This is a genomic window from Hymenobacter volaticus (genome assembly GCF_022921055.1).
Taxonomy (GTDB): Bacteria; Bacteroidota; Bacteroidia; order Cytophagales; family Hymenobacteraceae; genus Hymenobacter; species Hymenobacter volaticus.
The window spans coordinates 4,212,808-4,227,852 of record NZ_CP095061.1; the positions used below are offsets into that span (position 1 = coordinate 4,212,808).

Below are 15,045 nucleotides of genomic sequence, written 5' to 3' on the forward strand. Positions count from 1 at the left end.
ACGTCAAATCAGGCAGGCGAGGTGGCGGCTTCGTCATCCAGTAAAAACAGAGCAAGGCTGCGCGGGCCGTGGGCACCGAGCACAAGAGTCTTTTCAATATCAGCCGTGCGGCTGGGGCCCGTGGTAAGCGAAATCATCGAAGGCAGATGCTCGGGGCCGTATTTCTGCTGCAAGTTGCGTAGCGCATCACTAATATCGGCCACTACTTGCGACGTGCGGGCCACTACCAAGTGCTGATCGGGATAGATACTGAGGCGGCGCCCACTGCTCGTGGCGGCCGATACGAGCACGCTGCCCGTACGAGCTATCAACGCTTCGCAGGTAGTCAGCCCCGCGTCGGCGTGGTCAACAAAGTCGCCTTCATCCTGATTGAAAACGAGGCCACCAGCGTGCAGCATCTTTTTCAATTCTGGCTCCCATACATAAAGATGTTCCAGCTCTTTTTCCTTTTTGTAGGTAAAAAGCTGATCGTAGAAATGCTCCTCCGATTCGCAGAAATACAGTTGCCCTCCCACTCGCACAAAGCTTTCAGCAAACGCAACGGCTAAGTCGCCGGGGCCTTTGGGTGTAGAGGAGCCGTAAAATCGGGCGCAGGCTTAGAAGGAGTAGGCTGCTGTAGCGATTCGCGGATACGGCGCAGAATAATATCGCGGGAGGATTCAGACATAGCTCAAAGGTAATTAAGCTCTAAGGTAGAAGCTGCTAACTACACTGCAAAACCCTGATGCATTCAGAAGTCCAGCAATCGGCAAGTGGATTATGATGCTGATTTGAATTCACAGCACGTGATGTAAGCTTTTCACTCTGCCTCAAGGGTATCTTTCAATAGGGTAGTCAGTGTCATTTAAGTAGCCGAGACTTTTATAATAATAGTCTTAAAATGTAATATCATATAACATTAACTGAACTTGATATAATACAGTCATATTTGTTTTTGTCTTACTACATTATATCCTATATTTCATAACCATTAAGTCATGTTTAATTGGCATTTATAGCTTAATTTTACGCTTGAAAGGAATTAACATGAAGAAAGAATACAAATTTATACAGCTTATATCTATAATCAACAGGCTCCATTTAGTTGGCAAGCCAGCTTGGGCAACACTTGCTTTCTTTATAGTGACGCTTGACATTTTCGCCCAATCACCAGATACAACGCTGGTGAACGGCATGCGCAACATCACACTTGAAAACGTAGACGTAGCGCCTGCCATTGTAGACACCAAGAGTTGGTTGCTTCTTAACCAGGATATCCAAATAGAACTGGATGGGGCTGTGCACAACCTCTACAACTCCAAGCACGATCAGGCTGAAAAGCAGTTCCGGTCTTTGCGCCGGCGCTATCCACAACACCCAATGCCTTACTTCTTGATGGGGTTAAGCACGTGGTGGAAAATCATGCCGAGCAACGTCACCAACACCATTTACGACAAGACGTTTTTCGCTTACATGGACACGGCCATTACCAAAGGAGAACGGCTGTACGACATCGACAACAAAAACTATGAAGCCTGCTTCTTCCTTGCTGCTGCCTATGGTTTCGACGCCCGCCTGCACGCCGAGCGCCATGACTTGCGTAAGGCGACTGTCAGCAGCAAACGCGCCCTCGACTATTTAGATAAGAGCAAGGAAGCGAATGGCTTGAGCCCAGAGTTCTTACTTGGGCAAGGGCTATTCAACTACTATGCTGCCTGGATTTCAGACGAGCATCCATGGTTGCGCCCTATTTTACTGCTGTTTCCTAGAGGCAACCGCCAATTGGGTCTGCAGCAGATCAAGAATGTAGCCGCCAATGGCATGTACACTGGTCCTGAGGCCAAGTTTTTCTTAATGAAGATCTTGGGGAGCGAGCAAGAGAACAATTCAGCGGGTGCCTTGCAGGTCGCCCGTCAACTAGCTACCACTTACCCAGACAATGGCTACTTCGAGCGCTACTACGCAATGCTTTGCTTCAATAACGGCGAGCACCGCAAATGCGAACAAGTTAGTCTCGACATTTTAGATAAGTTAAATCGGGGGATGCCTGGCTACGAAGGATTTAGCGGCCGATACGCTACCTATTATTTAGGCTGGTTGAATCAGAACAAGTACAAGAACGCTGCGAAGGCGAAGGACTACTTTCAGCGGTGTGTGGTTTTTTCGGAAGCTACCGGTCAAACTGGCGTTGGCTATTACGTTCATGCCAACTACAACTTGGCTAAAATTGCTGACGAAGAAAATAACGTTGGAGCTGCTCGTCGCTACTACCAAGTTGTGTTAGAGAAGGCAGAGCGTAAGTCCGATATTTATTATGAAGCCAAGGACTACCTCAAGACTCGCAAGCAGATGAAAGCTAGTTCCAGTCAGCAAGGACCTATATATACCACAGATTATAAGGCTAAAAAGGCTAGTGCCAAGACTCGCTTATCATCTTTGGACGTAAAGTCCAGCCAATAAAAGGTGAATGTGCATTTAGAATAATGCACATTCACTGCAACCGAAGAAGCTGGCCCAGGTAGCTCATCTGTTACAATGAACGAGCTACCTGGGCCAGCTTCTTCGGTTGCAGCAATGAATCTATGCTACTTGCCTTATGCACTAATTAGAATTAATAAGGCATCATTTTGTCTGAGAAGTAACGACGCAGCAAGCTATTAGTACACCTACTTAGATCCTTTAGCACTAGCACTTAGAATAATCTTGAATCACTCGAGATTAGTAGTATAAATAAAAGAGCCAGCCCTTACGGACTGGCTCTTTTATTTATGCCAAAGGCAGAACCTTACATAGGAGTCACTACACTACCGCCGGAACCAGCTGACGAACTGGCGCTACCGTTAGGTAGATCAGCATCTATACCTGGCAGGTTCAGGTCCGGCAGGTCGTCGCTGAGCGGAACACCAGGGTGCTCTTGCTTCCGCTCGCTCAAGGTTTCGCTGCGGTCAGTACCGGCCATATGCGCTTGGTAATTAGTTTGTACACCGTGTGGGCGCTTACCAACCAAACGCTCTAAGTCATCCTGAAGCAGTACTTCTTTATCGAGCAGTTCTTTTGCTACCACTTCCAATTCATGACGACGCTCAGTCAGCAATTCCTTGGTGCGGATGTAAGCATTCTCGATAATGTTACGCACTTCCTCGTCTATCATCTGTGAAGTGGATTCTGAATAAGGCTTAGAGAAGCCGTACTCATTCTGCCCTTTCGAGTCATAGTATGAAACGTTGCCCAACTTGGCATTCATACCGTACATCGTCACGATGGAGTAAGCCATCTTAGTGATGCGCTCCAAGTCGGAAAGAGCACCGGTCGAAATCTTACCGAACACAATTTCTTCGGCAGCGCGGCCACCAAGGGTCATGCACATCTCATCGGTAAGCTGCTCAGTGTTGTAGAGGAACTGCTCACGAGGCAAGTATTGGGCATACCCCAATGCGGCTACGCCACGGGGTACAATGCTCACCTTCACCAATGGATCGGCGTGCTCCAAGAACCAGCCCGCAATGGCGTGGCCTGCCTCGTGGTAAGCTACGATACGCTTCTCATCGGGGCTGATAATCTTGTTCTTCTTCTCCAGACCTCCAATAACACGGTCAACCGCATCCGTGAAGTCCTGCATCGTAATCATCTTCTTATCGCGGCGGGCAGCAATGAGAGCGGCCTCGTTGCAGACGTTAGCAATTTCAGCACCCGCGAAACCAGGAGTTTGCGCAGCTAAACGGCGAGCTTCCACATCGGGGCCAAGCGTCAAGGGCTTCAAATGCACCTGGAAAATCTCGGTGCGGCCATTGATGTCTGGCTTGTCGATGCTGATCTGACGGTCGAAACGGCCGGGACGCAGCAACGCAGAGTCAAGAGTATCGGGACGGTTGGTAGCAGCTAGGATGATAACGCCTGAGTCGGTGCCAAAACCGTCCATTTCTACTAGCAGTGAGTTCAGCGTGTTCTCGCGCTCGTCGTTGCCACCAGGCATATTGCCCCGTGAGCGGCTACGGCCTACAGCATCAATCTCGTCGATGAAGATGATACAAGGAGCCTTAGACTTTGCTTGCTTAAACAAGTCACGTACCCGAGCAGCACCAACACCCACGAACATCTCAACGAAGTCGGAACCCGACAAAGAGAAGAACGGAACATCGGCCTCACCTGCTACAGCTTTAGCTAGCAACGTTTTACCGGTACCGGGAGGTCCTACAAGCAAAGCTCCTTTCGGAATTTTGCCACCCAAGATGGTGAACTTCGAAGGGTTTTTGAGAAACTCTACAATCTCCTGTACTTCCTCTTTGGCTTCTTCCAGACCAGCTACGTCTTTGAAGGTGATTTTCACTTTGTCACCACCTTCAAATAAAGCAGCGCGGCTCTTGCCGATATTGAAAATCTGCCCGCCAGCTCCGGCCCGCCGCTCATGCGGCGCATCAGGAACCAGAAACCTACAAAGAGCAGGATAGTGAAGCCCCACGTAGTAACTAGGTCGCCGTAGCCAGTGCGCGTGTCGAACGTAATGCCGATGCGTTGGTCGAGGGGTACGTTGGCCTGTAGTTTCTCGAAATCTTCTTTAAACGTTTTTCCGTCAACTACGCGGAAGCTGAACTGCGGGCTTGCCTCGAATGTGAGGGGACCACGACGGCTCAGCAACTGCTTGTATTTGTCGGTACGGAGTGCCTCGTTTTTCAACGACACCTCCACTACCGAACGGTCGGTGAGCAGGCGTACATCCCGCACGTCGCCGGCGGTGTACATCTGCTCGAATTTCTGCTGGTTTATTTCAACTGTGTTGCCGCTTTGGTTGAAGAACAGCCAAGCACACAGAAACAAAACCAGCCCAGCGAGTAGCCAGAGTTGCATACCGGGTTTAGGGGCCGGACTAGGCAACATGGGCTTTTTCTTTTTGGGCGTGTTATCTGACATGTATAAGAGTTAGCTAAGGCAAAAAAACAATGGCGGAACACCCCGCCAACACGTTTGTTCTCGCTAATAGACGAAAACAGCGGCATTTTACTTTATCGAGCCGATACAGTTTCTTCCTCTATATAGCGGATTTCTGCATCTCCCCACAGCTCTTCCAAGGCGTAGAACTGCCGACGGTCGCGCAGAAACACGTGAACTACTACGTCCACATAGTCGAGCAGCACCCATTCGCGGTTCATTCGGCCCTCGGTTTGCCAAGGGTTTTGGCCCGTAAGTTTTTCTACTTCCTCCTCTACCGAACGCGCAATAGCGTCGATTTGGGTATCTGACGAAGCTGAGCAGACAATAAAATAATCAGCTACAGCATTTTTTAACTCTTTGAGATTCATCACGACGATATCCAGGGCCTTTTTTTCCTGCATACCACGTACTACTACCTCTGCCAACTTGTCCGAATCCTGCCGAACCAGGGTACTTTTCATGGGGTATTGTTAGGTTTGATCTTCACAAAGTACGAAAAACACGTGGAGGCTCTTTCCCCCCAAACGTTATTCACGGGTCAACAAGTGGTTTCGTTGCCCGAATGTGCCTCCACCAACACGGAAGCACAGAATCTTATTTACAGAAACCGCGCCACCGACGGCTGCGTGGTAATAACCGACAAACAGACTGCCGGCCGAGGCCAGCGGGGCAACCGCTGGGAGGCTGCTCCCGGCGAAAACCTAACGCTGTCGGTGGTGTGGCGCCCTAGCTTCCTGCCTGCTCCCGACCAGTTTTTGCTTAGCCAAGCGGTAGCGCTGGCTGTGCATGACTGGGCAGAAACTTTGCTCGGCCCCGACCCCGCGCTTCGGGTGAAGTGGCCGAACGATATTTTCTTTGGTGACCGCAAGCTAGGGGGCATCTTGATTGAAAACACGCTTAGCGGCACAATGATTCAGCATAGCATAGTAGGAATTGGAATGAATATAAATCAGCGCGAATTTCAGGTGCCCACGGCCACCTCGTTTAGCGCGCTGACGGGCCGTGCTTATGGGCTGGCGCCGTTGGCCAGCCGGTTGCTCGAACATCTGGAACGGCGCTACCTGCAGCTACGCTCCGGCCGCCTCGCCGCTATTCGCCACGACTACTGCCAGGTGCTTTACCGCCGCCAGCAACCGCATTTATATGAAGTGGATGGTCGTCAGATCATCGGCGAAATTGTGGATGTTGACGAGGCTGGTCGGCTTGCCTTGTCCATCGGTGGCCAAATTCGCCATTTTGATTTAAAACAAATTCGCTACGTCTTGTAGTACCAGCTTTTGGTCGATACAAAGAAGCTAAATGTATATATTTTTATGAATATGTTGATCCATAAGCAACCTTTAACTGTTGCTTAGCGAGTGGAGAATAGGTGATACGAAGTGAATGTGTTTAAACTAAACGCAACCTTTTCGCTCTAAGTGTCATCTGTTCATCAGTAGACTACTATGCACAATTAGGCATGGTGCTTGATTAGGCATGGTGCTTGTCTTAAGTAGTAAAAGTGCTTCTGGTTTCAGTGCAGTGACATTTGCACCGAATACGTTAAAATAACTATATTTGAAAACCTGCCACACCGACAGATTTTCAACAAAAACTTTCCGCATGAAAATTTCTACTCGCTTAGTTGGATTTATGAGCCTCATGTTGGCTTCTTTTTCAACTTATGCAGCTACGGTTGTGGTGATGGTGGGTGTCACAGTTGGCGGCAACCCGAATAACTTCTCGCCAAAGAACGTTACCATCCGCCCCGGTGATGAGGTTCGGTGGGAATGGGTTTCGGGCGTCCACCCGAGCGTAGCGGATGACGGAACTTCCTTCGCGCCCTTCAACGTAAGCGCAAATACTCCTGCTACTCGTGGCCCTTTCAATGCGGTAGGTACCATCAATTACCACTGTCAGCCACATTCATTTCAAGCTACTCCCGGGGGCCGTGGGAAGGTATGGTTGGCAGCATCACGGTGACCAATACACCGCAAGCTTCGCTCAATGCCAAGGCAGCCGGAGTTGCGCTAAACGTGTATCCTAACCCAAGCAAAGGCTTGGTGGTTGTGACATTGAACCAGAAAGTAGGACCTGAATATAAGTTACGCCTGTCCAATGTGCTGGGCCGGGAAATCCGCTCGTTTGCCTTGCGCACAGAAGCTTCTAATACCGGAATGCCACTCAACTTGTCGGACTTGCCAGCGGGCATGTATTTCTATAGCTTGGTGCTAAACGATAAAGTAGTGTCTACGAAGCGGTTCGTGTTGCAGAACTGACTTGCTTGCGTTTGATTATCCTTGCAGAGAAGCGGCCAAAGAAATTGGCCGCTTTTTTTGTGTGTATTACTTGGCAACAGCAGTTTCAGCTACTAAACAGCACACTGCACGGCGGGATTTATTGCCTACTTTTGGCGTTCTACAACTTTCCACTCTTGATCAAAAGCCCGCGTCAGGCGACGACGGCCGGGGTCTGCCCCTTCTAATAATTACCGTATGCGCTCATACAAAAGCCTGAATAACTTGGTCGGTTGGCTGGTGTTCGCCATTGCCACTGTCGTTTACTTAATCACCCTGGAGCCCACGGCTTCGTTCTGGGACTGCGGCGAGTTTATTGCCTGCTCTTATAAATTACTGGTTCCTCACCCCCAGGTGCCCCACTGTTTCTGCTGCTGGGCCGGTTGTTTTCGCTGTTTTCCTTTGGCGACGTAACTAAGGTTTCGGTACTGATCAACGCGCTGTCAGGGCTGAGTAGCTCGTTTACGGTGCTGTTCCTGTTCTGGACCATTACCATTTTGGCCAAAAAGCTAGTACTGCACCACTCGGGGCGGTAGGGCATTCTGTACCGGGTGCACCAGAGCCTACTTTCGGCCAGACTTTATTAATCTTGGGCTCGGGAGTAGTAGGTGCTTTGTCGTTTGCCTTCTCCGATTCATTCTGGTTCAACGCGGTTGAAGGCGAGGTGTACGCCATGTCGTCGCTGTTTACGGCGGCCGTTGTCTGGATCATGCTGAAGTGGGAAAACCGCGCCCACGAATCAGATTCCGATAAGTGGCTGATCTTGATTGCCTACGTAATTGGCCTCTCCATTGGGGTACACTTGCTGAACTTGCTGGCCGTGCCGGCACTAGCGTTCATTTACTACTACCGCCGCACGCAAAACCCCACAACTTGGGGTGGCATTGTCACGCTGGTACTGAGTCTTGTGCTCGTAGGCTTGGTGATGGTCGGTATTATTCCTGGCCTGCCTTCCCTGGCTGGCGGATTCGAAGTGTTCTTTGTGAACAGTATGGGGCTGCCCTTTAACTCGGGCATTGTCATTTTCCTGCTGCTGTTTGTGGGCTTGCTGGTGCTAGGCTTCCGCTATTCTGTTCAGAAGCGCAACCGCCTGCTCAACACCGCCATGCTTAGCTTGGTGTTTATCTTGATTGGCTACTCCAGCTACCTGATTGTTCCGATTCGGAGCAGCTACCACCCCACCATCAACGAAAACAACCCTGAGGATGTGCTCAGCTTCGTGAGCTACCTCAAGCGTGAGCAGTACGGCGACCGGCCGCTGCTCTACGGCCCACAATTCAATGCTCGTCCCGTCCGCTACGAGGAAGGTGCTCCGCGCTATGTGCGCGAAGGCAACAAGTATGTGGTAGCCGAAAAGCGCCAAGTTGTGGTGTACGATGACGCCGACAAAATGCTGCTGCCCCGCATTTATAGCCCGCAGCCAGAGCATATCTACAATTACCAGAAATGGGTTGATATTCAGGAAGGTGTGAAGCCCACAATGGGCCAAAACCTCTCGTTCTTGTTCCGGTATCAAATGGGCCACCAGTTCTGGCGTTATTTCCTCTGGAACTATGTGGGCCGGGAAAGCGACATTCAGCAGTCTGGTGGGCTGTGGCCTTGGCAGGCCAGCAATGCTGGTGTACCAGAACGTATGGCTGACAGCAAAGCCCGCAACAATTTCTTTGCTATTCCGCTCATTTTGGGCTTAATCGGCTTGTTCTATCAATCGCGTCGAGACTCGCGCAACGCCCTAATTGTGGGGCTGTTGTTCGTGTTCACGGGTTTGGCCATTGTGGTTTACCTCAACCAGCCGCCCATCGAGCCGCGCGAGCGTGACTACACCTTCACTGGGGCCACCTACGCCTTCGCTATCTGGATAGGCTTAAGCGTGCTAGGCTTGGCTGAACTCCTACGCTCGGTACTAAAAGCCGATTCTGGTCGGGCTATAGCCGCTACTGTGATCGGCTTGTTGGCTCCGGTTCTACTGCTAGCACAGGGCTGGAACGACCACGACCGGTCGGGCCGCTACAACTCCGTAGATTCCGCCAAGAACTTATTGAACTCACTGCAGCCTAACGCCATTCTGTTCACCAACGGCGATAACGACACCTTCCCGCTCTGGTATGCGCAGGAAGTGGAAGGTGTGCGTACCGATGTGCGAGTAGCCGTATTGAGCTACCTGAACACCGACTGGTATATCCAGCAGATGAAGAACCGCTCGTATAAGTCGCAGCCGCTGCCTATCTCCATGCCGGCCGACCGGTATAAGCAAGGCACCAACGACTACTTGCCTTTCGCCGAGAATCCTGCCGTTAAGCAAATTAACTTGAAGGAGTTCATTGGACTCGTGCGCGAAAACAGCGACTTGTTGAAGGTGTCGTACGACGAAAGCGGCCCCTCCATGATGTCGTTCCCAAGCCCAAACTTCTACCTCGACGTGGACACGACGGCAGTAGAGCAACTCGGCATTGTTCCGAAAGACCGGCGCAAACAACTCGTGACGCGCATGGAATGGAACATGGGTAAAGGCGCTATCGAAAAGAAGAACCTGGTTATTCTGGATATGCTGGCCACCAACAATTGGAAACGGCCCATCTACTTCTCCAGCACCGTGGCCGGCGGTGACTTCATGAACATGCAGCCTTACTTCCAACTGGAAGGTATGGCCTACCGGGTATTGCCTATCAAAGACCCCAACTACCAACCCCGCGGCGACGAGGGCTACGTAGCAAAGGACTTGATGTATGAGAGCTTGATGAAGAAGTTCGCTTACCGCGGCCTCAATGATCCGGGTGTGTTCTACGACGAAAACAACTTGCGCTTCCCGGCTAATTACCGCGACAAATTCGCTCGCTTGGCCAACGCGTATTTAGCCGAAGGCAACAAGGCAAAAGCTAAAGAGGTGCTTGACAAGTGCTTTGCTGCCATGCCCGACGCGAGCATTCCGTACGACTATTATGCGCCGCAATTTGTGCCAGCCTTGGTAGCAGTAGGCGAGCAAAGCCGCGCCAACGACATCATGGACAAGATGATTAGTCGTGCTCAGGTGGCGCTACCTTACTACCAGACGCACAACCCAGCGTTGTTTGACATGGAAAATCAGACCTATTTGCTGAGCGTGCAGAGCGTGTACCGCGCCGCCGAACAGATTGGCGATAAGGGCCGCGCTAGCAAGGCGCTGGAGATATTAAATCAGTATTATCCGCGGCAATAGTCGTAAATAGTAGCAAGCGGTAACGCGAAGTTCCACTTCGTGAACGTTCAACGAAACCATTGATGGTTGTCGTTTTTACGTTCATGGAGTGGAACTTCGCGTTACAGCCTTTATGCCGTTTTTCATGAAAGGTTATTTGCTACTGTTGCTGTTGTTAGTGGGCTTCTTGCCTGCTAGCGCCCAAAAAAGAGAGTTTTCCGATCAATACCGCATCGACCGGCGCGTACAGCTCGACACCCGCCGGGAAGGCGACAGTCTGCGAGTTTATTTGCGCTTTCCGAATGGCAACACAGTTCAACAGGGTCAACCGCTGCGCATCGCGGCTTGGCCGACGTATGACGCGCGTCGCCCACTCTGGACCGATACGGTCCGCCACTTCGCACGGCGCATTCGCCCCGACGGCACAGCGGCCCGGGTGGACTTTTGTTTGCCTATCGCCAAATTAACTAGTGGCACGGTACTCAGCATGGCCTGCGCGCCCGCCGCCGAGGCTGCTACCGGCGACGCAGCTTGGTTACCCCTAACCTCCAGCCTACTTTCCCGGCCTTATCTGCTCACCGATACCTTAGGAACACCGTTGATGCGTCGCTCTGTGCGAGCTGGCGAAGTATTTTATGTGGACCGTTACGGCCAAGATTTGCCGGTGCTGGTGCGCCAGTATGCAGCCCCTTTCGTGCCTTCGTTGCCACCCCACGCCAACCCGGCCAGTCAGTCGTCGACTTCTCCTACCCTTTCCGTTAGCGATTCGCTAGCCTTTGCAGCAGGCTTGCCCGTGGTGTTGCCGAAAGCAGGGCTTTATACGGTGCGCCTCGCTGGCGAAAGAGGCGTGATGGGCATCTTGGTTACCGATGAAGATTATCCCGAACTCACGACGGCCGATGAGTTGATTCAGCCCTTGGTCTATTTGACTACTTCGGCGGAGCGCAAAAAGCTCTACGATGCACCCAACCCCAAACGGGCAGTAGACCAATTTTGGTTGAATGCTGCCACCGGGCAGCAGGCCATAGCTCGGCAGGCTATCCGGACGTACTACGGCCGAACTAAAGCAGCCAACCAATTATTTGTTGCGCACAAAGCCGGCTGGATGACTGACCGCGGCATGTTGTATATAGCCATAGGACCACCTGACGCCGTATATCGTACGGCTCAGGAGGAACGCTGGGTATATCACGGCACAGATAATGGGGCATCTTCTGCCTACACGTTCCGGTGGAAACCCAGTACCTTTGCCCCCGAACACTATGAATTGGTGCGCCGGCCGGAGTACGAACGTCTTTGGTATGCCGCCGTGGAGCAATGGAGAAAAGCAACGACGACCGCCCTCGGCCGCTAAAGGAGCGCCGCACTTACTACGACTCAGAAAACCGCCCGGTGCCCCGCGCCCCGCGTCGGGATACGGGCCGCCCTGGCTCTAATGATGAAGCTCCCAGCGGCTACCGCCGTCCTGAGAGCCGTCCGGCAGATAATGACAGCCGCTCGGAGGGCCCGCGCAATAGCGAAGGGCGTTCTTTTGACAAGGAAAAACCACGCTACCCTAGCCGTCCCGCTGCGGCCGACCGCAGCATTGACATGCTGTTTGGCTTGCGGCCTATTATGGAAGCGTTAAGCGCGGGTCGGACACTGGAAAAAATCTTTCTGTTGCGAGGCACTAAAAACAGTCTCACGCAAGAAATCAACGACTTGGCTCGGCAGCAAGGCATCCCAGTGTCGTCGGTGCCCGTGGAGAAGCTTGACAACTTGACCCGCAAAAACCACCAGGGGGCAGTTGCTTTCGTGTCGCCCATCGACTACATGCCGCTCGACAGCATTCTGGCTGGACTGTATGAAGAAGGCAAAACGCCTTTCCTGCTGATTCTGGACCGGGTAACGGACGTGCGCAACTTCGGTGCCATTGCCCGTAATGCCGAGTGTATGGGCGTGCACGCCATTGTGGTGCCAGCCCGGGGCGCGGCCCAGATCAATGGCGACGCTGTTAAAACTTCCGCAGGCGCCTTGAATATAGTGCCCGTGTGCCGCGAAGCCAATTTGAAAGACACCATCACGTTCCTACGGGAATCGGGAGTTCAAATTGTGGCCTGTACCGAGAAAGCTGATGCTAGCCTGGAAGCCGGCACTGTGGACCTTACTGGACCTGTAGCCGTACTCATGGGCTCCGAAGAAGACGGTATTTCCCCGAATATCTCCGCCTCACCGACCATCGCCTGCGCATCCCGATGACCGGCCAGATTGGTTCGCTCAACGTCTCGGTTGCCAGCGGTATTATGCTATTTGAGGTGTTGCGGCAGCGTTTGATAAATAGTTAACTACTCTTTCTAAGCATAAGATTAAAAGAGAAGTAACTTTCGCTAAATGAAATAAGCCCTTGCTGTTTGCACAGCAAGGGCTTATTTCATTCTGAGCTTTTAATAACTAGTGGCCTTTCAACGGCATCAATTAGTTGTACCCTACTCCCTTCTTAGCTTTTACGTCGGCCACAAATTCCTTTACTCGTTGCTCTTCAGTGCGCTTGCAAATGAGCAGCACATTGTCGTACTCTGCAATGATGTAGCCATCAAGACCTTGCACGACTACCAGGCGCTCAGATGGCGTCTTGATAACGCACTCTGTGGTGTCGTAAAGAATGGCGTCGCCGTCGATAACGTTGTTATTTTCGTCGCGGCGGCCCATGCGGTGCAGCGAATCCCAGGTACCCAGGTCGCTCCAACCGAAGTCGGCGGGCAGCACGAACACGTTGTCGGCCTTTTCCATGATGCCGTAATCGATGCTGATGTTGCGGCAACGAGAGTAAGCCTCCGAGATAAAGTTTTCTTCTTGATCGGTACCCAACTGATCCTGGCCGTCGTCGAACACCTCGGCAATGTCGCTCAGGTACTGGTGGAAAGCCTGCACGATAACATCAGCACGCCACACAAATAGGCCTGAATTCCAGAGGAAGTCACCGCTTTGCAGGAACATTTGCGCAAGTTCTAGGTTCGGCTTCTCCGTAAAGGTCTTCACCTTTTTTAAGCCGTTGGGTAGGCTGCTGGCTTCGTCGTCGATGTATTGGATGTAGCCATAGCCCGTATCAGGGCGGGAAGGCTGAATGCCAAGCGTAATGAGCACCTCGTGCGTGCGCGCTACGTCAACAGCTTGGCTAATGATGTGCCGAAACTCTTCTTCGCGTAGCACGGCATGGTCAGCCGGCGACACTACGATAACAGCTTGCGGATCACGCTTCGCAATGCAATAGCTAGCATAGGCTATGCAAGGGGCAGTGTTACGTCCGATAGGCTCTCCTAGAATTTGGTCGACAGGCAGATCAGGCAGATGCTGCTGTACTAACTCCTTATAATCTCTATTGGTAACTACGAATACATTTTCTGGTGGGCAGATACCCGCAAACCGGTCTACGGTCAGTTGGAGCATCGAGCGACCCACGCCTAATACATCATGAAATTGTTTGGGATGATTGGTGCGGCTAAAGGGCCAAAAGCGGCTACCGATACCGCCCGCCATTACGACGAGATAGGTGTGTTGCATCATAAAACGAAAATTGCTGCTGTTGCTAAGGCGTTAGGAGTATGCAAATATCTAACTTTAAAAGGAACCGTGAAGAGGTATCATACAAGAGCGGGCAGAGAGTACAATGAAAGAAGGTGCAGCTTTGCCTTTATCCTCTTTCAGCCAGGCCCACTTCGCTTAGTTTACACAAGCCCTTCACGTAGCAAATCGTGCAGGTGGATAAATCCGCAGAACTGGCCCTGTTCTGTCACAATAAGCTGCGTGATGTTGCGCTCTTGCATCCGGGCCAAGGCTTCCACTGCGAAATCATCTATATCAACTGCTACAGGGTTGGGCGTAAGAATATCGCTGGCGCGCACATCTTCTAAGCGACCCGCAAAGGCACTGAGCATCCGGCGCAAGTCGCCATCCGTAATAATTCCCCGGAGGTTTCCGGCCGCGTCAAGCACGGCTGTAGCACCAAGCCGTTTGCCTGATATTTCGAGGATTATTTCTTTGAGCGGCGCGTTGTCTAGCACTTGGGGTTGCTGGTTCTGCCGGCTCAAATCACCTACTTTCAAATAAAGCTGCTTGCCAAGAGTACCGCCTGGGTGCAAGCGGGCAAAATCTTGCCGCGTGAAGTCCCGGCTTTCCAGCAAACACACCGCCAAGGCGTCGCCGAGGGCGAGGGCCGCAGTGGTACTGGTGGTCGGGGCTAGGTTGTGCGGGCAGGCCTCGCGCGTGACAGGGGCATGCAGGATGTAGTCGGCATGCAAGGCTAGGTAAGAGTCAGCATTGCTGACGAGGGCAGCCATGGGTACGCCTTTGCGTTTGAGCAGCGGCACCAGCACTTTTATTTCGGGCGTGTCGCCACTCTTGCTGATAGCTACCACAAAATCTTCGGGCTGTATCATGCCTAAGTCGCCGTGAATAGCGTCGGCGGCGTGCATAAAGAGGGCTGGAGTACCCGTGGAATTGAGCGTAGCCACAATTTTGCTGGCAATGTGCGCGCTCTTGCCAATGCCTGTAACCACTACCCGGCCCTGCAAAGCAAGAATTGCGCCCACACATAATGCAAAATCAGGCGTCTGCTGAATGGCCTCTGCCACACCCATGATTGCTTCCGCTTCACTGAGCAGCACTTTTTTTGCAATGGAATGAAGTTCGTTTTGCGGTTTCAATCTA

Annotated in this window: 12 protein-coding genes and 2 pseudogenes; 8 read left to right on the forward strand and 6 right to left on the reverse strand. The window is 51.9% G+C overall.

Annotation, left to right across the window (positions count from 1 at the left end; genetic code table 11):
* Positions 1-8: 8 nt before the first annotated feature.
* Both MUN86_RS18340 and MUN86_RS31265 read right to left on the reverse strand, forming a co-directional pair.
* Positions 9-515: a LutC/YkgG family protein gene (locus tag MUN86_RS18340; RefSeq protein ID WP_245119493.1), complete on the reverse strand. Its 507-nt coding sequence runs from the start codon at positions 513-515 to the stop codon at positions 9-11.
* Positions 516-544: 29 nt separating this feature from the next.
* On the reverse strand, positions 545-667 hold the full coding sequence (locus MUN86_RS31265; protein ID WP_280640534.1) for a hypothetical protein: 123 nt from the start codon (positions 665-667) through the stop codon (positions 545-547).
* 455 nt (positions 668-1,122) lie between these two features.
* Here MUN86_RS31265 and MUN86_RS18345 point away from each other — a divergent pair, with 455 nt between their 5' ends.
* Complete coding sequence (locus MUN86_RS18345; protein ID WP_245119494.1) at positions 1,123-2,439, forward strand: tol-pal system protein YbgF; 1,317 nt, start codon at positions 1,123-1,125, stop codon at positions 2,437-2,439.
* A gap of 325 nt (positions 2,440-2,764) precedes the next feature.
* Here the strand turns inward: MUN86_RS18345 and ftsH are convergent.
* Both ftsH and rsfS read right to left on the reverse strand, forming a co-directional pair.
* Positions 2,765-4,887: pseudogene (ftsH, locus tag MUN86_RS18350) on the reverse strand (ATP-dependent zinc metalloprotease FtsH).
* A 92-nt stretch (positions 4,888-4,979) separates the two neighbouring features.
* The gene (gene rsfS / locus MUN86_RS18355; protein ID WP_245119495.1) at positions 4,980-5,369 is read right to left on the reverse strand and encodes a ribosome silencing factor; all 390 of its coding nucleotides are present in this window, start codon (positions 5,367-5,369) and stop codon (positions 4,980-4,982) included.
* Positions 5,370-5,411: 42 nt separating this feature from the next.
* On the opposite strand from rsfS, the gene MUN86_RS18360 reads away from it, so the two are divergent.
* From MUN86_RS18360 to rlmB, 7 genes and pseudogenes are all read left to right on the forward strand, one after another.
* On the forward strand, positions 5,412-6,176 hold the full coding sequence (locus MUN86_RS18360) for a biotin--[acetyl-CoA-carboxylase] ligase (protein WP_245119496.1): 765 nt from the start codon (positions 5,412-5,414) through the stop codon (positions 6,174-6,176).
* 334 nt (positions 6,177-6,510) lie between these two features.
* Positions 6,511-6,870: a cupredoxin domain-containing protein gene (locus MUN86_RS18365; protein ID WP_245119497.1), complete on the forward strand. Its 360-nt coding sequence runs from the start codon at positions 6,511-6,513 to the stop codon at positions 6,868-6,870.
* Entirely contained in the window at positions 6,849-7,166 is a 318-nt protein-coding gene (locus tag MUN86_RS18370) for a T9SS type A sorting domain-containing protein (protein ID WP_245119498.1), read from the forward strand. Before MUN86_RS18365 ends, MUN86_RS18370 begins: the two co-directional genes overlap by 22 nt.
* Before the next feature lie 401 nt (positions 7,167-7,567).
* Positions 7,568-7,720, forward strand: a complete 153-nt coding sequence (locus MUN86_RS31270; protein ID WP_280640535.1) for a protein O-mannosyl-transferase family — start codon at positions 7,568-7,570, stop codon at positions 7,718-7,720.
* Between the two features lie 53 nt (positions 7,721-7,773).
* Positions 7,774-10,380: a glycosyltransferase family 117 protein gene (locus tag MUN86_RS18375; RefSeq protein WP_280640536.1), complete on the forward strand. Its 2,607-nt coding sequence runs from the start codon at positions 7,774-7,776 to the stop codon at positions 10,378-10,380.
* 112 nt (positions 10,381-10,492) lie between these two features.
* The gene (locus MUN86_RS18380; protein WP_245119499.1) at positions 10,493-11,713 is read left to right on the forward strand and encodes a GWxTD domain-containing protein; all 1,221 of its coding nucleotides are present in this window, start codon (positions 10,493-10,495) and stop codon (positions 11,711-11,713) included.
* Positions 11,714-11,973: 260 nt separating this feature from the next.
* Positions 11,974-12,683 (forward strand): annotated as a pseudogene (gene rlmB / locus MUN86_RS18385) (23S rRNA (guanosine(2251)-2'-O)-methyltransferase RlmB).
* Positions 12,684-12,813: 130 nt separating this feature from the next.
* Here the strand turns inward: rlmB and MUN86_RS18390 are convergent.
* On the reverse strand, positions 12,814-13,902 hold the full coding sequence (locus MUN86_RS18390; protein ID WP_245119500.1) for a mannose-1-phosphate guanylyltransferase: 1,089 nt from the start codon (positions 13,900-13,902) through the stop codon (positions 12,814-12,816).
* A 161-nt stretch (positions 13,903-14,063) separates the two neighbouring features.
* A complete protein-coding gene (locus tag MUN86_RS18395; RefSeq protein ID WP_375379441.1) occupies positions 14,064-15,041 on the reverse strand; it encodes a KpsF/GutQ family sugar-phosphate isomerase in 978 nt (325 codons plus the stop codon).
* Positions 15,042-15,045: the final 4 nt, after the last annotated feature.

What these genes read in the sequence shown, in the direction of transcription:
- rsfS (WP_245119495.1), bottom strand. Translation starts at nt 5,369, where the DNA reads ATGAAAAGTACCCTGGTTCGGCAGGATTCGGACAAGTTGGCAGAGGTA.
- MUN86_RS18365 (WP_245119497.1), top strand. Translation starts at nt 6,511, where the DNA reads ATGAAAATTTCTACTCGCTTAGTTGGATTTATGAGCCTCATGTTGGCT.
- MUN86_RS18370 (WP_245119498.1), top strand. Translation starts at nt 6,849, where the DNA reads ATGGTTGGCAGCATCACGGTGACCAATACACCGCAAGCTTCGCTCAAT.
- MUN86_RS31265 (WP_280640534.1), bottom strand. Translation starts at nt 667, where the DNA reads ATGTCTGAATCCTCCCGCGATATTATTCTGCGCCGTATCCGCGAATCG.
- MUN86_RS18380 (WP_245119499.1), top strand. Translation starts at nt 10,493, where the DNA reads ATGCCGTTTTTCATGAAAGGTTATTTGCTACTGTTGCTGTTGTTAGTG.
- MUN86_RS18390 (WP_245119500.1), bottom strand. Translation starts at nt 13,902, where the DNA reads ATGATGCAACACACCTATCTCGTCGTAATGGCGGGCGGTATCGGTAGC.